This window comes from Sphingomonas albertensis (assembly GCF_014358075.1).
In the GTDB taxonomy this organism is placed as follows: domain Bacteria; phylum Pseudomonadota; class Alphaproteobacteria; order Sphingomonadales; family Sphingomonadaceae; genus Sphingomonas; species Sphingomonas albertensis.
Window position 1 is genome coordinate 1 of sequence record NZ_JACONT010000022.1, and the last position, 16,811, is coordinate 16,811.

At 68.1% G+C, this 16,811-nt stretch carries 18 protein-coding genes; 6 read left to right on the top strand and 12 right to left on the bottom strand.

The window, feature by feature from the left end; all coding sequences use genetic code 11:
• Window positions 1-13 precede the first annotated feature (13 nt).
• The 12 genes from trpB to H8S47_RS11080 form a co-directional block, all read right to left on the bottom strand.
• Entirely contained in the window at window positions 14-1,255 is a 1,242-nt protein-coding gene (gene trpB, locus H8S47_RS11025) for a tryptophan synthase subunit beta (RefSeq protein WP_187503919.1), read from the bottom strand.
• Window positions 1,256-1,352: 97 nt separating this feature from the next.
• Entirely contained in the window at window positions 1,353-1,988 is a 636-nt protein-coding gene (locus H8S47_RS11030) for a phosphoribosylanthranilate isomerase (RefSeq protein ID WP_187503920.1), read from the bottom strand.
• 176 nt (window positions 1,989-2,164) lie between these two features.
• Window positions 2,165-2,839: an orotidine-5'-phosphate decarboxylase gene (gene pyrF, locus H8S47_RS11035; protein WP_187503921.1), complete on the bottom strand. Its 675-nt coding sequence runs from the start codon at window positions 2,837-2,839 to the stop codon at window positions 2,165-2,167.
• On the bottom strand, window positions 2,836-3,210 hold the full coding sequence (locus H8S47_RS11040; RefSeq protein WP_235982796.1) for a hypothetical protein: 375 nt from the start codon (window positions 3,208-3,210) through the stop codon (window positions 2,836-2,838). The genes pyrF and H8S47_RS11040 overlap by 4 nt, the downstream gene beginning before the upstream one ends.
• A gap of 105 nt (window positions 3,211-3,315) precedes the next feature.
• On the bottom strand, window positions 3,316-5,604 hold the full coding sequence (locus H8S47_RS11045; protein WP_187503922.1) for a patatin-like protein: 2,289 nt from the start codon (window positions 5,602-5,604) through the stop codon (window positions 3,316-3,318).
• Window positions 5,605-5,628: 24 nt separating this feature from the next.
• Window positions 5,629-6,336 carry an endonuclease/exonuclease/phosphatase family protein gene (locus H8S47_RS11050; protein WP_187503923.1) on the bottom strand — a complete coding sequence of 236 codons (708 nt, stop codon included), beginning with the start codon at window positions 6,334-6,336 and terminating at the stop codon, window positions 5,629-5,631.
• Window positions 6,337-6,424: 88 nt separating this feature from the next.
• On the bottom strand, window positions 6,425-8,779 hold the full coding sequence (locus H8S47_RS11055; protein WP_187503924.1) for a TonB-dependent receptor: 2,355 nt from the start codon (window positions 8,777-8,779) through the stop codon (window positions 6,425-6,427).
• A complete protein-coding gene (locus H8S47_RS11060) occupies window positions 8,676-9,656 on the bottom strand; it encodes a FecR family protein (protein ID WP_187503925.1) in 981 nt (326 codons plus the stop codon). Before H8S47_RS11060 ends, H8S47_RS11055 begins: the two co-directional genes overlap by 104 nt.
• Window positions 9,657-9,740: 84 nt before the next feature.
• Entirely contained in the window at window positions 9,741-10,250 is a 510-nt protein-coding gene (locus tag H8S47_RS11065; protein ID WP_187503926.1) for an RNA polymerase sigma factor, read from the bottom strand.
• A gap of 222 nt (window positions 10,251-10,472) precedes the next feature.
• Entirely contained in the window at window positions 10,473-10,712 is a 240-nt protein-coding gene (locus H8S47_RS11070) for a hypothetical protein (protein ID WP_187503927.1), read from the bottom strand.
• Window positions 10,709-11,914: a glycosyltransferase gene (locus H8S47_RS11075; RefSeq protein ID WP_187503928.1), complete on the bottom strand. Its 1,206-nt coding sequence runs from the start codon at window positions 11,912-11,914 to the stop codon at window positions 10,709-10,711. The genes H8S47_RS11070 and H8S47_RS11075 overlap by 4 nt, the downstream gene beginning before the upstream one ends.
• Window positions 11,911-12,741 carry a DUF2334 domain-containing protein gene (locus H8S47_RS11080; protein WP_187503929.1) on the bottom strand — a complete coding sequence of 277 codons (831 nt, stop codon included), beginning with the start codon at window positions 12,739-12,741 and terminating at the stop codon, window positions 11,911-11,913. Before H8S47_RS11080 ends, H8S47_RS11075 begins: the two co-directional genes overlap by 4 nt.
• 253 nt (window positions 12,742-12,994) lie before the next feature.
• Here H8S47_RS11080 and H8S47_RS11085 point away from each other — a divergent pair, with 253 nt between their 5' ends.
• From H8S47_RS11085 to H8S47_RS11110, 6 genes are all read left to right on the top strand, one after another.
• Window positions 12,995-13,915: a hypothetical protein gene (locus H8S47_RS11085; RefSeq protein ID WP_187503930.1), complete on the top strand. Its 921-nt coding sequence runs from the start codon at window positions 12,995-12,997 to the stop codon at window positions 13,913-13,915.
• Window positions 13,916-13,971: 56 nt separating this feature from the next.
• Entirely contained in the window at window positions 13,972-14,445 is a 474-nt protein-coding gene (locus H8S47_RS11090; protein ID WP_187503931.1) for a DUF2141 domain-containing protein, read from the top strand.
• A 31-nt stretch (window positions 14,446-14,476) separates the two neighbouring features.
• Window positions 14,477-15,553, top strand: coding sequence for an endonuclease/exonuclease/phosphatase family protein (locus H8S47_RS11095; protein ID WP_187503932.1), 1,077 nt, complete (start codon window positions 14,477-14,479; stop codon window positions 15,551-15,553).
• A 115-nt stretch (window positions 15,554-15,668) separates the two neighbouring features.
• Entirely contained in the window at window positions 15,669-15,914 is a 246-nt protein-coding gene (locus H8S47_RS11100; protein ID WP_187503933.1) for a glutaredoxin domain-containing protein, read from the top strand.
• The gene (locus H8S47_RS11105; protein ID WP_187503934.1) at window positions 15,911-16,450 is read left to right on the top strand and encodes a TspO/MBR family protein; all 540 of its coding nucleotides are present in this window, start codon (window positions 15,911-15,913) and stop codon (window positions 16,448-16,450) included. The genes H8S47_RS11100 and H8S47_RS11105 overlap by 4 nt, the downstream gene beginning before the upstream one ends.
• Window positions 16,447-16,809 (top strand): thiol-disulfide oxidoreductase DCC family protein, encoded by a 363-nt coding sequence (locus H8S47_RS11110; RefSeq protein ID WP_187503935.1) that lies wholly within the window; start codon window positions 16,447-16,449, stop codon window positions 16,807-16,809. The genes H8S47_RS11105 and H8S47_RS11110 overlap by 4 nt, the downstream gene beginning before the upstream one ends.
• The last annotated feature ends 2 nt before the right edge of the window (window positions 16,810-16,811 follow it).

The following is a 16,811-nucleotide window of genomic DNA, read 5'->3' on the forward strand; positions in this document are numbered from 1 at the left end:
AAGGACGCGCGGCTCATATCGCCACCCCGAGCGCTTCCGCCACGGTGAAGATATCCTTGTCGCCGCGGCCGCACAGGTTCGCCAGGATGATTTGGTCCTGCCGCATCTCGCGCGCCTTCTTGGTCACCGTCGCGATCGCGTGGCTTGGTTCGAGCGCGGGAATGATGCCCTCCGTGCGACACAGCAGCTGGAACGCGTCGAGCGCCTCCTGGTCGGTCGCGCTGTCATATTCCACCCGGCCGATGTCGCGCAGCCACGCGTGCTCGGGGCCGATCCCGGGGTAATCGAGGCCTGCCGAGATCGAATGCGCCTCGGTGATCTGGCCGTCCTCGTCCTGCAACAGGTACGTCTTGTTGCCGTGGAGCACGCCCGGGAAACCGCCCGCAAGGCTTGCCGCATGTTCCTTGTCGAGCCCGTGGCCCGCTGCTTCGACGCCAAGCATCTGCACGTCGGCATCGTCGAGGAACGGATGGAACAGCCCGATCGCGTTCGAGCCGCCACCGATCGCGGCGACCAGCATGTCGGGCAGGCGACCGACGCGCGACAGCATCTGCGCGCGTGCCTCGGTGCCGATCACGCTCTGAAAATCGCGGACCATCTCGGGATACGGATGCGGGCCGGCGGCGGTGCCGATGATGTAGAAGGTGTCGTGGACATTCGCGACCCAGTCGCGCATCCCCTCGTTCATCGCGTCCTTCAGCGTGTGCGCGCCGCTGGTCACGGGGCGGACTTCGGCGCCGAGCAGCTTCATGCGGAACACGTTGGGCGCCTGACGCTCGACGTCCTTGGCGCCCATGTAGATAACGCAAGGGAGCCCAAACCGCGCGCAGACCGTTGCGGTGGCGACGCCGTGCTGGCCCGCGCCGGTCTCGGCGATGATCCGCGTCTTGCCCATCCGCATGGCCAGCAGGATCTGGCCGATGCAGTTGTTGATCTTGTGCGCGCCGGTGTGATTGAGCTCGTCGCGCTTGAACCAGACCTGCGCACCCATGCCCTCGGGCGCGGATTCGCGCAGAGCCTCGGTCAGCCGTTCGGCGTAGTAGAGCGGGCTCGGGCGGCCGACATAATGTTCGAGCAGGTCGTCGAACTGCGCTTTGAACGCAGGGTCGGCCTTGGCGGCGCGATACGCTTCGTCGAGTTCGAGGACGAGCGGCATCAGCGTTTCGGCGACATAGCGTCCGCCGAAATCGCCGAAATGACCGCGCTCGTCGGGCTGGGCGCGGTAGGAGTTGGGGGCGAGAGTGGGAGCGTTCATGTGGAGCGCTTTAGCACTTCGAAATGTCGCGCCAAGCCCTTGTATCCCCGTGAAGGCGGGGATCTAGTCTGGGCACCCGCCTTCGCGGGTGAACAATTCAGGTGCGGGCAGCCGCGAGGAACGACGCGATCTTCGTTTCGTCCTTGATACCGGACTCGCTTTCGACCCCCGACGACACGTCGACGAGTTTGGCGCCGGTGCGGCGGATTGCCTCCGCGACATTTGCCGGATCGAGTCCGCCCGACAGAGCCCAGGGCAGGGGATGCTTGAACCCGTCGAGCAGGTCCCAGTCGAACCGCAAGCCCATTCCGCCCGGCAATGCGGCCGAGTCCGGGGTCTTGGCGTCGTAGAGTATCCGGTCGGCGACTCCGGTAAAGCCTTGCGCAGCCTCCAGATCGCCGCGTGTGCGAACTGCGACCGCGACCCAGGTCTCGATCCCGAACTTCGCGCGGATCGCGGCGGTCCGCGCGGGCGTCACCTTGTGGAGTTGCAGCACGTCGAGCGCGGCGGAGCCGACCGCCTGTTCCAGCATCTCGTCTTCGGGATCGACGAACACGCCGACCTTCGCGACATGCTCCGGTACGCGTGCGGCGAGTTCGGCGGCTTTCGCGAACGTCACGTGGCGCGGCGAGGCGGGGAAGAACACGAACCCGACATGGCTCGCGCCGTGCCGGATCGCCGCGTCGAGCGTCGCGGGCGTGGACAGGCCGCAGATCTTGGCGGTGGTCATCATCGTTCCTAAAACGGATCACGGAAGTCCAGCGATCCTCCCCCGCCAGGGGGAGGTGGCGCCGAAGGTGACGGAGGGGGAGGACCCGGAACAGAGGTTTTCCCGTACCTCCCCCTCCGTCAGGCTATGCCTGCCACCTCCCCCTGGCGGGGGAGGATCGTAACGATTTCATCGGCTGACTACAGCGTCGCGCCGATCGCGCGGGCGGCGGTGTCGGGATCTTCGGCCTGCGTGATCGGGCGGCCGACCACCAGAATCGAAGCGCCCGCATCCATGGCCTGGCGCGGCGTCACGACGCGCTTCTGGTCGCCGATCGCGCCGTCGGGCAGGCGCACGCCGGGGACCACGAAGAACCCCTTCGGCCAGATCGCCTTCGCCGCCGCGACTTCGGCGCCCGAGCAGACGATGCCGTCGACCCCAGCCTCGCGCGCCAGTTCGGTCAGCCGCGTAACCTGGTCGTGCGCGTTCCCGGTAACGCCGGTCGCCGCGAGATCGGCCGCGTCGAGGCTGGTGAGCATCGTCACCGCGATCACCTTGGTCCCGATCGGCGCCGCGGCCTTCGCATCCTCCAGCATCGCCCGCCCGCCGCTGGCATGCACCGTGAGGATCGCCGGTTCGAGCGCGCCGAGCGCCTGCACCGCCTTGGCCACCGTGTTCGGAATGTCGTGCAGCTTCAGGTCGAGAAAGATCGGCAGGCCGAACTCCGCCATCGCATGCACGCCGGGCTGGCCGTGTGCCGAGAAGAATTCGAGCCCCAGCTTGATCCCGCCGACATGATGGCGGACGCGCGCGGCGATCGCCTTCGCGCGCGTCAGATCGGGCGTGTCGAGCGCGACGTAGATCCGGTTGCTCATCGCACGTCGCCCGGCGGCACGGCGGTGGGTGTGACCGGTGCCGTCACCGTCGTCGTCGGTGTCGCAACCGGCGTTTCGACCGGCGTTTCGACCGGCACGAACGCCACCGGCTCTGGCCGCGGCGTCCGCAGTTCCAGCAATTCGCGCTCGCACGTCGACAGCCGTTGCCGCAGCCGCCACCGGATCGCGTGATTATACAGCATCGTCGGCACGAACCCGATCAGGAACGTCACGAACAGCAACAGCGGCAGGTTCACGTCGGCAATCAGCCCACCCCACAGCTGGATCTGGACGGCGTTCCAGTTGCTTATGGTGAACACTGCGGCGACGAACGCCAGCAGGCACCAGAACAGGATTTTCAGGAACTGCATGCGGCGACCCTCTATTGTGCCCCAATCGCGCCGAAACGCGGTTGGAAACGCAGAGCTACCGCCACATCGGCGTTTTGGCCAGTCTTCTACCGAGCAAGAGGGGCTTTAGCCTATCTCGGTCCGCAACTGCGCGATCAGCGGCAGGATCGCGGTCAGCCGCGGTTCCTCCTCGTCGAGGATCGCGAGGAACGCCGCCCGCTTGATCGCCGCGACCCGCCCCGGCTTCATCCGTACGGTCTGCGGCAACGTCGAGACGGTGATGTCGATCATCCGCTCCGACCCGTGCAGCCGCCCCCAGAGATAGTCGTTCTCGCGGTAGGCGCGGCTAAAGAACGCACCGAACGTGCCGAACTGGATCCCCTTCAACGTCGCCTCCGCGCCGCCGGAGCGGATCGCGGTCGCATCGTCGGGTGCGATCCGGTCGACCTTGATCGGGTCGAACTCGTCGAGCCCCTCGCCCTGCAACAGCGGCAGCGTCGCGGTATCGAAATACGGAAAGCCCAGATAGGCGAGTAGCAACGTCCGCCGTGCAGGCTTGGCGAGTGCGGCGAACGCTTCCGCCAGCCGCTGGTCGGTTTCTGCATCGAGCCGCTCCAGATCGAACGTCCGCCCCAGCGTCTCCAGCACCGCGGTCGCATCGCCCTTCATCGCGCGCACCGCATCGTGCATCCCGGCATGCATCTCGCCGCGTAGCCGATCCAGATACGGCGAAAGCGATTCATAGATCGCGTCGCGCATCGGCGCGAGCTCGGGCTCGTCGGCGGCGGTTTCCACTTCCGACAGCCGCCGCGCCATCAGCCGCAGCCGACGGATGCGAAAGCCGATGTCGAAGGTTCGCAGGAACGCGATCGACGCCGGGCTGGCACCGTTTGCGAAGCCCGCCCCGAGCTGGTCCGCGCCCGTCGCCGCGACCCGCGCTACGATCGCGGCGCGGATCTGCACCAGCCGCCGCGGGCTATGATGCCGCCCCGCATCGTACAACAGGCTCGCGATCGTCTCAATCACCGCGCTGCGCTTCAGATGCCCGTACGCGACGAACCCATAGCCCGAACTCGCCGCCGCGGCCTTCTGCGCCCGCCGCCGCCACGCGATCAGCCGCGGCGCGGTCGGGCGATCGAGGAACAATGTGTGGCCGAACAGCGATTCGACGTCGGCCTCCACCTCCGGCCGGATCGCGGTGACGATCCCGCGCATCCGGTCGATCCGCGCCGAGCGCGCGGCGATCGCCTCCAGATTGTCGCGGATCGGCTGCTGGCGCGGAATGTCGCTGATCGCGCCGATGATCGTCTGGAAGAACCCCGGCGTGCCCTCGCCGCGATTGAGCCGCAGCTTGATGCCGGGCGAGGGGTCTATGTAGATGAACCGCCGGTCGATCTGACGGCGTGCCGGGCGTTCCTTCAGCGCATCGAGCGCCGGGCGGAACGGCGCATTGGCAAGCACCGAGCCGTCGATCAGCACCGCGCTTTCCGCCGCGTTGGCCGCAGTATGACGGGGCAACACGCGCGCGAGGAAGCCGCTGCGACCCGGCCACGCGATCTTGCGCTGCTCCAGCACGCCGTCGAGTTCGGCGACCGTGAACGGCGGAAACGCGCCCGGAAAGCTCGACGTCGCGCGGGCTGCGAACGCCAGTTCCGCGCGCGGCGCGAGTGTCTCGGTCGCGCCGCCATGATCGGTGAAGTCGACCACCAGCCGGTGCTCGGTCTCGACCACCTCGGCGGGAGAATTGAGCTGCAGCCGCTCGGGATGCCCGGAGAAATCTGTCACCGTCACGAACAGGTCGAGTGGCTGGCCGGGCGGCAACAGCCGCGGCCCGCGCTCGCTCTCGTCCATCGCCTCGAACGCATCGAGCAGCAGATTCGTAAAGGTCTTCCCCCCGAACGGCGGCTCGAACCAGCGCGAGCGGATGAAATGCGACAGCTTGGTCCGGACCTCCTCGCGGGTCGGCTCGTCGAGCGCCTCGACCTTGTCCGTGCTCCGCCCCGCCGCCATCCACGCGAGCGGCATCGCCCATGCCTTCGAAAAGCGCGATTTCGGTGCCGCCTCGGTATCGATCAGCGCCTCGACATCGGCCGACGTCATCCACAGGTCGGTCAGCGGATCGAGGCTCTGTCCGGTCGCGATCGCCTGCGCGAGGAAGATGCCGTTGATCCCGCCCGCACTCGCGCCGGCAATGATGTCGGCGAGCACCCGCACCCGGATCGCGGCGTGGTCCTCGATCTCCTGGAGCAGGGCGTGATACACGCCCTGGCTGCCGCCCTTCGGCGCCTCGCCGTCGTGGAACGCGCGACTAGCGCAGACGAGGCGCCAGATTTCCTTGGTGATCCCGTGCATGTAGACCGCCAGGCTGATCCCGCCATAGCAGACGAGCGCCAGCCGCAGTTCCTTCTCGCGCATTCCACATCCTCGTCCGGGTATCGATTATAGAGCCAAGGCCTTCGGTTCGAGTATAGCCCATATCGGCAGGTGATCCGATGCCTTCCGCGCGGCGGGGCTCGCATGCACGCCGCATTCGACGACGTTGAGGTCACGCGACACCATGATCCGGTCGAGCCGTGCGACCGCCCGCCGCGAATGGAAACTCGCCCCCGTCTCGGCGAACGCATAGTCGCGCCCGAAATCGCGCAGGCATCCGGCACCCGCGCTCCATTCGTTGAGATCGCCCATCATCACCGTCGGATGGCGGTGCGCGCAGGTATCGACATGGTTCATGATCGCCGCCGCCTGCTTGCGCCGCCAAAGCCCCGACAGATCGAGATGCATGCCGAGCACGCGGATCGTCCCGCCGGCGAGTTGCACGTCCGCCATTACCGCCCCGCGCGGCTCCAGCGCCGGCAGGTGCAAAGGTTCGCTGGCGATCACCCGGGCCGACTTGCGGACCAGGATGACGTTGCCATGCCACCCCATGCTGAGCGCGCGGAGGCCGAAATCGATCGGCTTCCAGTCGCTATGTTCCTCCAGCAGATGATGCGGCAAGACGCAGGCTTTCGCGCCGAACCGCCGGTCCGCCTCCTGCAGCGCGATCACGTCCGCGTCGATCTCGCGCAGAACCTCGACCACGCGCTCGGGGTTGCGCCGACGGTCGAGCCCGATGCCCTTGTGGATATTGTAGCTGGCGACCTTGATCATGCGTGGGCCCTATAACGCCGTCCGCGCGATCGCGGTTGCATGTGACGGTGACGATCCAACCGTTTCCCGTCCCGGCGCGGCGCATCTTTCATAGCCCGATCGCCAGCCTCAGCGTGATTGCGCGCGGGCGGATCGGGACGGTCTGCGTGGTGGTGGCCAGCGTGAACGGATTACCGAACCCGAAGCTGTTGCCGCGACCATCGAGCAGATTGTCGACATCGATAGACCAGTGCCGCGGACCGTCGTCCAGCGTCGCGCCGGCGCCGACCGTCGCATAGTCTCCCGCGGGCCGATCGAGCAGGGGGTCGAAGCTCAACCGGGTCTCGCCGATATACCGGGCCGTGAGATAGCCGCTCGCCGGCATCCCGATCAGCGAGAACCGCCGCGTGACACCCAGCCGCGCCGAGTAATCGGGGACGACCGGCAAGCGGCGATCGTCCTGCTCCGCGCGGTCGCTTGCCGGCGATGTCAGCCGCGCGCGCTGGATCGTGGTGCCGAAGTCGATCGTGTAGGGCGCTGCGTCGAACCGCCCGCCGAACTCGACACCGTAATTGGTAGCGTTCCCCGCATCGACCGTCCCGAACAACCCGTCCGATCCCACCACGTCGCTGCGCAGATGCTCCCAGATCGATCCGAAGATCGCACCGCTCAAGCTCAGCCGATCGTTCAGCCCGCGGATGCGCCAGCCCAGTTCGAGGCTTTGCAACTCGTCGCCGGGGATGCGCTGTTGGTTGCTGATCGACGCCCGGGTTACGCCTGCCGGCCGAATCGCGCTGGCGTAGCGCAGCCAGATCATGCCGACATCGTCCCGATGCCAGCTGAGCGTGCCGCTCGGGGTAACGCCCAGCTTGGTGGTGCTCTGCTCGTCGGGGCCCTGCTGCTCGATGTCGTTCACGGTCACGAAGCCGCGCAGGCCGATCTTCAGATCGAGCGCGGACGACAGACGCTGCGTGCCCTCCGCGAACATCGCGGCCTCGAACACCGCCTCCTTGTCGTCGCGCCCGAGCACGTTGCCGGCGTCCGACTCGAAACGCCCCTTGAGGCGGGTGGTCGCATGCAGGATCGACGCGCCCACGATCCACGGATGGCGTGCGGTCGGATCGCTCAGCCGGACTTCCTGTGTCAGCAGGCGGATCGCGCGATCCTCGACATAGGCGACCGGCGCGATCGTCCCGAGCGCGCCGGCCATGATGCTCGCGTCGTATGTGCTGCCGAATTCATGCGATACGATCGAGGTGGTCGACTGCGCGTCGAGACTGCCGATCGGGCCGTGCACGTCGAGCGATGCCGAGAGGAAATCGTTGTCCTGCGGCTCGGCGATCGCGGTACTGCGTGAGAGGCCTCCCGTCGCATATTGGCTGTCGCGGGCCTCTATCGACTGCGCGATGCCGCTAGCGGTCGCGGTCCAGCCGTCGCCGATCGCCCAGCGCAGCGCGATGCGCCCGCCGCTGCGCCCGGTGCGGTTGACGTCGCGCTTGCCTCGGCCGGTATCGTTGATCCAGCCGGGCATCGTCTCGGTCCAGCGCGAGGCACGCAACGCCAGTGCACCGGTCACGATCGGCAGGTTCAGAACGCCCTCGAACGCGCCGCCGAACGCGCCGTTGTTGATGCCGGTCACCTCGCCTGCAACGCTGCCGGAGGCCTGGTCGAGCTCGGGTGCGGTGGTGACGATCCGGATGACGCCGCCCAGTGCGCCGGTGCCGTACAGCGTGCCCTGGGGCCCTCGGAGGATCTCGACGCGGTCGATGTCGACCATCCGGAGATCGGGATCGGGCGAGCAGTAACCGATGCGGGCGTCGTCCAGATACAGGCTGACGAGCGATTGGCTGGTGCCGTTGAACGCGCTGTCGGCGACGCCGCGCAGGAAGATGCGGTCGCGACCGGGGCCGAGATTGGTCGAGAACGCGCCATCGGTGGTCGCGAGCAGATCGACCAGGCCGCGTTTGCCGGCAAGGCGGTCGAGCGCGCGGCCGCCGAGGATGCTGATCGATGCGGGCAGATCGGACAGGCGTTCGTCGCGCTTGCTGGCGGTGACGATGATATCGCCGCCGTCGACGATCGGCGGTCCGACCGGCCGGGCACGGGCCGTACGAGGGGGCAGGGGCTCGATCCGCCAAGTCGTCGCATCGATGCGGACCGCGCGCAGCCGCGTCCCCGCCAGCAGCCGCTTCAGCGCGTCCGCGACATCGCGCGCACGTGTGATCCTCGGCGTCGGCGTATCGGGCAGGACGCCAGCCATCCCGATCGAAATGCCGGTCTGCCGGGCCAGCGAATCGAGTGTGGTGCGGAGCGATCCGGCGGGAATGACGATCGCCCGTAGCGGGCCGGTGCGCGCCGCCTCAGCGTGGGCCGGTACGCTCGATATGGACGACGCCATCAGCGCGGCGCACGCGTAGCGGCAACACCGCGCGAAGCTGATCGAGAAGCCGCGATCCGTCGCCAATCGTCAAAACCCCGGAGAAACTCAGTCCGGCGGCGGACGGATCGACCACCAGCGGGGTGCGTGCATACCGCGATATGTCCGCGACAACCAGCGTCAACGGCGCACCGTCATAGTCGAGGCGGCCATCGGTCCAGTCTGCCACCGACGTTGGTGCGACCGCGCGGCGTTCGGCGATCCCGGTCGCGGGGTCGATGTCGAGCCGTTGACCGGCCACGAGCGTCGTCGGCGCGCTGCCGTCCGCGGTATGCGGCGCGACGCTGACGCTGCCCTGCGCCACCGCGACCGAAATCCGGCCCTGTGCGCTGACCACCGCAAAGCGCGTGCCGATATCGCGGACGTCATAGCCGCCCGCCCGCACGATCAGCGTTCGCGACGGATCGTGGCGCACCGAGAAGCTCGCCGCACCGTCCGCGACTTCGATCAGCGGAGTCGTGCCGCCCGACACCGAGACCCGCGATCCGCGATCGAGCCGCATCGCGCTGCCATCGGCGAGCGTGACGGCGCGGGTCTCGCCGACGCCGGTCGCATAGGTCTGCACGCTGTCGTCCGGCCCGGTCAGCGTCGGCGCGACGAGCAACACTGCGAGGCCTGCGGCGAGCGCGCCGCCCGTGCCTGCGGCCAGCCAGCGCCAGCGGGTCGGGCGCGCGACCGGCGCGACATCGGCTGCGCTGTCGTCGTTCGCCGGCAGCAATGCGGCGATCGCGGGGGCGGCGGCGCCGAATTCCGCATCGAGCAGTGCGATTGAATCATAGGCGGCGCGGTGCGACGGATCGGCGTCGAGCCAGTCGCCGAAGCCAGCCCAATCCATGTCGGGCGTGTCGATCCGCGCGTGCCAGGCGGCGGCGACGTCGATCGGATCCTGGGTCGTTGCGTCCATCACGGCACCCTCGTTCCGAGCGGATGCCCCCCGCTCGTGTCATAGACGCCACCTCGCGCCCGCCACCGCAGTCCGGCGCGAAAATCAATCATTTAACGCCTTTCTGAGATGACAAAGCGCAACGGCGATATGCTTTTCGACCGCGCTGCGGCTGATCCCGAACTCGGCGGCGATATCGGCGTGCGACAGGCCGTCGATCTTGTGGCGGCGAAACACGCGCATCGCGCCTTCGGGCGGACCGGCGAGTGCGGCGGCGAGTTGCGCGATCCGCTGTCGCCCGGCGACCGCATCGAAGGCCGACGGCGCATCGTCGATCGCCTCGCCCCCCGCGGCCATCCCGGCCGTCGCCGTTATCGTCGTCGTCGCCTCGACATAGCCGCTGTCGCGACGGGCACGGCGCCCGTTCGCACGGACCCGGTCGAGCACGATGTTCATGCCTATGCGGTGCAGATAGGCGACCGGATTGGCGATCGGGCCGGCCACCGGCTCGGCGATATGCAGCCAGATTTCCTGGACGACGTCCTCGGCCTCCGCGACGCTGCCCGTCCGCCCGGTGAAGAACCGGACGAGTTGCGGGCGATGTGCCGCGAGCACCGCCGACAGGCCGGCAGGCTGAAGGGCAACGGCGTCGGCTACGGCTTCGCTCCGAAAGTCATGCGCCGCGTATTGCCCGCTGTCCGCTGGGAAGTCGCGTCCGAAATGTCGCGAGGCTTGGGGGAATAGTCCGCGCAGACGGGCGCCAGACGGAGGTTGTGGGAGCGGTAGGCGTGGTTCTCCGATCCGTCGCGCCGGTCCCGGAGCGCAGGCTGGCGGCGATCAGCCTCGGCGCGACCGCAGCATGATGCGCCACATTAGGATGAACCCGACCGCGATGAGCAACAGCGCCGCTGCCACGAACGACAGATAGAAGAGCGGTGCACGCCACGGCGATGCCGTCGCTTCGGGTATCGGGCCGGTTGGCCGATCCCGGTCACCGCTCGCCCCCCGAGCTTGGGGTGTGCCGAAACGACGTTCATCCTCGGTAATACCGAAGGGATGTGGTGCGACCGCGTTCATCGTCCCGTTCCTCGTCCATGGTGGAGCGCGTGGTGGTGCAGAGGCGCCTCGTCCGCCCCGTAGAGCGCGAGCAGCGCGTCGAAATGATCGTCCATCGTCCGGACCGGGCGCTCGCGGCGGGCCGCCGCGCCGGCCTCGATCGTGCCGGCGACCGCGAGGATCGCTTCGGCGGCGTCCTGCGCATCGCCCGAGCGATATAATGCGCCGTCGTTCGCGCAGGCGAGATCCGCCGCGCCGCCGCGATCGGGCGCGATCAACGTCAATCCCGATGCGATCGCCTCCGCCGCGACGAAGCAAAACGTCTCCGCCTCGCAGCCATGGATCAGCGCGTCTGCACTCGCCATCAACCGCGCCAGCGCACCGCGGTCGCGCACCGGTTCGAGCAGGCGGACGTGCGGGTTGTCGCCGATCGCTTCGATCACCCGGCGTTGTCGCGCGCCGCCACCGATGATCAGCAGGCCGACCGGCGCGTGCGTGCCCGCGATCGCGGCGGCCTGCGCGACCATGTCCCAGCGTTTCTCGGGCGCGTGGCGGCCCACCCCGATGAGCAGCAGCGCATCCTCGCCCAGCCCACATAGCGCCAGCATCTCGCGGCGCAGATTCAGATCGCGCAACCGCGGCGAGAACTGGCCCGGCTCGACACCCATCGGATCGGTCATCACCTTGCGCAGACCGCCCTCGCGCAGCCGCTGCGACAGGCTGTCGCTCGCGCTGACGACATGGTCGAATTGCGCATCCAGGCGGCGCAGATGACGCCAATACCAGTCGAACGCGCGGTCGATCGCCTGCGTCGATGCGACGTTGCCGAACCAGCGATAGGCATAGGCGGACAGCGGGTCCGCATGCGCGATCAGCGACAGCCGCGCGCGTGACCCCGAGCGCGTGCGCCAGTCCGCAACCATCGATGCGCTGCGCCACGGCGACGAGACTTCGACGATATCGGCATCTTCTTCGTCGAGTATCGCGTGCAGCGCCGCGCGGTCGGCGAAATACCGATAGGATCGGTCGAGCGGGAAGCGCGGCGAGCGCAGCCAGCGGACACGCCCATTCGGTCCGCGTTGCTCCTCACGATCCTCTTCGCCAGGCGCGATGACGACGACCTCGTGTCCGCGCGCGGCCAGCGCGACCAGTTTCCGGTCGATATAGGTCCGGACGCCGCCGCCGGTCGGGGTGTAGAACGCGCAGACGTCGACGATCTTCATGATGCCACCTGTTCGGTGACCAGATCGGCATAGCGCGACACGGTGCGCCGCTCGGCGAGCGTGCGGAGCGTCCGATCGATGCTGGTCAACAGCGAGTCCTTGGTGACGTCGCCGGGATGCACCGCGACGCGCATCGTCGGCATCCAGTTGGGCAGCACGCGCGCCGCGGCGGCGACCGCGAGCGAACTGGCGGTACGCGCGGGCGACCGGCTGGCCCAGGTCACCACCGGACCGCGCGCGACGATCGCGCCGGTAGCGGGCTGCCAGACGCGAAAATGATCCTCGGCGAGCGCGAAGTCGCAGGCCTTCAGCGCTGCATGCGCGCCCGGACCATAGAGCCACGCCGGTGCGATGAACCCGGCGACCGATCGGCCGATCGCCTGTTCGACCATGTCGCGACCGGCACGCATCCGGTGTTCGGCCTCGACCGCATCGAGCCCCAGAAACTCGCCTTCGCCCGCGGTCATGTAACGGGCTTTCAGCACGCTGGCGGCATTCCGATGGTCGCTGGCATCGCGGTGGAACCAGCCGTGGAGAAACATTTCGACACCGGCGTCAGCCCAGGCGCGCAGCTGGCGCGCAAACGCCGGCGACCGGTCGAGCCGGGCGGTACCCCAGTGATCCGGTACCACCAGCATCGCGAACCGCGGACCGCCGAGGATAGCCTCGACTCGTTCGGCAAGCATCGCGATCGGCTCCGCAAAGGTCGGCGACACGTCGTGGATCGATACCAGCAACCTCTTGTCCGTCGACCGTTTGTCGGCCGGGGTAGGCTCGAACCCGCGCTCTGGTGGCCGGGCAGGATCGGCAAAGTCGGTTTGCGCCATCGTCTCGCTCTCGTGGTCATCGGATCGCTGTTGACGGGACGGCACCGCCAGCCTGCCCCCGCAGTCCTGTCCGGATCGTGCCCGAAAATTATTTCAGGGCGGCGTCATCCCAAGCTGCGGCTCGCATTCGGCGGCGGCGTCGTTCGGCCATGATCGTACCCAGCGCGCCCTATCCGGACCCTGTCAGAACGCCTCGGGCAACCGTCCTACGGTCGCGACGCTGGCAACCGCGCCATCATTACAGGAGAGCCGCATGAGCGAGCTGCCGCTGACGCTGACCCGCGTGCAATTCCCGCCACTGAAGCCGACGATCGTCCGCAAGAACTTCCTCGGCCGCTGGCTGGCACCGCTGCTGTCGGCGGCGATCCTGATCGCCGCGCTATGGCAGCTTCGGGGACTCGACGTTGCCGGTATGCTCCGCCTGGTACCGCGCTCGCCGCTGTTCTGGACGATCTTCGCGCTCGGCTATCTGGTCACGCCGTTCAGCGAATGGGTGATCTACCGGCGATTGTGGCAATTGCCGCCAAGCGGTATCTTCGCGCTGCTGCGCAAGCGGATCAGCAACGAGATCGTGCTCGGTTACTCGGGCGAGCTGTATTTCTACGGCTGGGCGCGCAAGCATGCGAGCATGGTCGGCACGCCGTTCGGTGCGATCAAAGACGTTTCGATCCTGTCCGCGGTCGTCGCCAATGTCTGCACGCTCGTGTTGGCGGTGGTCAGCTGGCAGGCGCTCGGCGCGCTGCATCTCGGTACCGATGCGAAGGTGATGACGGTGTCCGCGGCGAGCATGGCGATCCCGTCGCTCATCACGCTCGTCCTGCGCAAGAAGTTGCTGACGCTGCCTCGCGCCGAGCTGAACCGGATCGCGGTCATCCATCTTCTGCGGATCGTCGCGACCACCCTGTTCGCCGCGTTGCTATGGGCTGCGGTGATGCCCACGGCGCCGATCGCCTGGTGGCTGGCGCTGGCGACTTTGCGCCTGCTCGTGTCGCGCCTGCCGCTGCTGCCCAACAAGGACATCGTGTTCGCCGGACTGGTCGCGTTCACCGTCGGGCGGACGTCCGAGGTGACCGCGGTGCTGACCATGATCGCGGGCCTCTGGCTCGTCACCCACCTGCTGCTCGGCGCCGCGCTGACGGCCGTCGAACTCGTCACCATGGAGCGTCCGAAGTGATCCTGCCTGTCGTCCTGGCACTTGCCGCCGCATCTCCCGCCGTATCGCCCACGGTCATGCCGCCTTCGACCCCGGCGCTCGGCACGGCGGAGGCGCGCTGCCGCCCGCACGAATCCGGCCCGGCGCTGATCGTCGACGTCGACGGCCTGAAGGACCGCGTCGGCGTCGTGCGCGCGGAACTCTACCCCGCGCGCGACGGCGATTTCCTGGCCGACGACAATGTCCTGGTCGGGCAGGGCAAGACCTTCCGTCGTGCCGTCCTTGCCGTCCCCGCCACGGGGCCGGTGTCGCTGTGCCTGCGCGTCCCCGGACCCGGTACCTATGCGCTGAGCGTGGTCCATGCGCGCGACGGCGGCCATGGTTTCAGCCCGCTCCACGACGGCATCGGCTTTGCGAGCAATCCGAAGCTCGGCCATGCCAAGCCGCATGCGGATCAGGCGAGCGTCGCGGTGCATGCGGGGCTCACCACCACGCATGTCGTGATGAACTACCGCAGCGGGCTGTTTTCGTTCGCGCCGCTTAAACGCTGACGCTGCGCACGACACATTCGCACTGAGGACGATGACCGGCTGCGGCGTCACCGCACCGAACGACGACAGGGATGAAGACATGGCGATGGTACGATATGGAGTGCTGGCTGCGGCGACTGCGATGCTGGTGGGCACCACGGCTATGGCGACGGCGACGCCCGTGCAGGCGCGTGACGTCACGCTGATGACCTACAACGTGCATGGCCTGCCATGGCCGATCACCGACGATCGCTCGGTCGATCTGCGCGCGATCGGTACGCGGTTGCGGGCGATGCGCGATGCTGGCGATCAGCCCGGCATCGTCGTCCTGCAGGAGGCCTTCGTGGATAACGCCAAGGCGATCGGCCGGACCGCAGGCTATCGGTACGCCGCATTCGGCCCGGCCGAGACCGCGACGGCGACCATCCCGCGCAACGACGACGGCTTCGTCTCGGAGGGCAGCCGACTGGTCGGCGAACGGCTCGGCAAGCATGTCGACAGCGGTCTGGCGATCTTTTCCGATTACCCGATCCTGGCCGTCCGGCGCATGGCCTATCCGGTCTGCGCGGGCTATGACTGCCTTGCCAATAAGGGCGCAGTGGCGGCGTTGATCGCGGTGCCGGGCATCGCGACGCCGATCGTCGTGGTCGACACGCACCTCAATTCCAACACTGCGTCGGGCGCACCGTCGCCGCGCGCGATCTACGCGTATAGGCGGCAGCTCGATCTGCTCGCGGACTTCATCGGTTCGCTCGGTGCCGGCGATCGACCGATCCTCGTGGCAGGCGATTTCAACGTCGGTCGCGATCTCGCGCGGCGGACGCATTTCGATCTGCGCATGCTGGGCGGCGAGGCGTCGCTACAGACCGCCGTGGCGTTCTGCCGCATCGTCCCGCGCTGTCCGGTGGCGGAGCCGTCGGGCATGGCGCTGTCGATCGGCCGCGGCAAGGACTGGATGATGTACCGCCCGTCGCCGACAGTGCGGATCCGTCCGGTCGCGCTCGCGGCGCCGTTCGGGCAGGCGGCAAACGGAACGATGCTGTCGGATCATGTCGGCGTGTCGGTCCGCTATCGGATCGACACGCTCGCAGCACCCGCCGCATCGATCGCCACGATCGCGAGCCGGTAACGCGGGCAGGGGCGGGATCGGTCTCGGCACAGCGATTGCGACCCTCGGTGGAACGTCGAGGCCGCTGCTGCGCTGTGCTTCACGCGGGCAGCTCCCCGCCGCGAGGACGATCGATATGGCCGACACGAGGACTGCGATACTCTACCGGATGATCCTCCCCGATCATGCCTGCCCGTTCGGCGTTCGTGCGAAGGCGATGCTGGAAGATCGAGGCTTCGAGGTTCGGGACCGGATCCTGCGGTCGCGCGAGGAGGTAGATGCCTTCAAGGCGGAGCACGGCGTCGCGACCACGCCCCAGATTTTCATCGACGACGAACGGATCGGCGGCAGCGACGATCTCGAACGGTATTTCGCATCATGAGCGAGGGGAAGACCATCAGCCCCCGCGCGGGATTGTCGCGCCCGGCGGCCTTGGCGATCGTGGCCACGGTGCTCGGTGCCAGCGCGGTGCTCGGGCGTCGCAATGCGCCCGATCCGTCGCATCCCGGCATCCGCCGCTGGTACAAGCGGCTCGACAAGCCGTCCTATACGCCACCGGACGCGGCGTTCGGTGCGGTTTGGCCGGTGCTCGAAACGGGGCTCGCGGTCGGCGGGTACAGGTTGCTCCGCCAGCCACCCGGCGCGCCGCGCAACACGGCGGTCGGCCTGTGGTTGCTCAACAGCGCGATGATCGGCGGCTGGACCGAAATCTTCTTCCGCAAGAAGGCGCTCGGGTCGAGCATGGCGGCGTCGGGCGCGATGATCGTCACCGGTGCTGCGTACGTCGTGGCAGCGGACCGGGTAGACCGGCCCGCTGCGGCGACGGCGATACCCTTCGTCGCCTGGCTGGGTTTCGCCACGCTGCTCGCCGGGCGCATATGGCAGCGCAACCGGCACGCCGAAGACGACGTCACATGACGAGTCTCACCGTCTGGCATGATGGTGGCTGCCCGTTGTGCCGGCGGGAAATCGCGGCGATGCGCCGGCTGGACCGTCGCGGCGCGATCGAGTTCGTCGACGTCAGCGACGGTGCGAGCGCTTGCCCGATCGACCGCGATGCGCTGCTCGCGCGTTTCCATGCGCGCGAAGACGGCCGGATGCTGTCGGGCGCAGCCGCGTTCGCGGCGATGTGGCGCGCTATTCCCCTGCTTCGACCGCTGGGCCTCGCAGCACGCAACCCTCTCGTACTGGCCGGACTCGAACGCGCCTACCGCCGGTTCCTGCGCGTTCGTCCCCGTCTCCAGTTCCTTGCCCGCAAGCTGGAGCGCGCGCGTTAGGT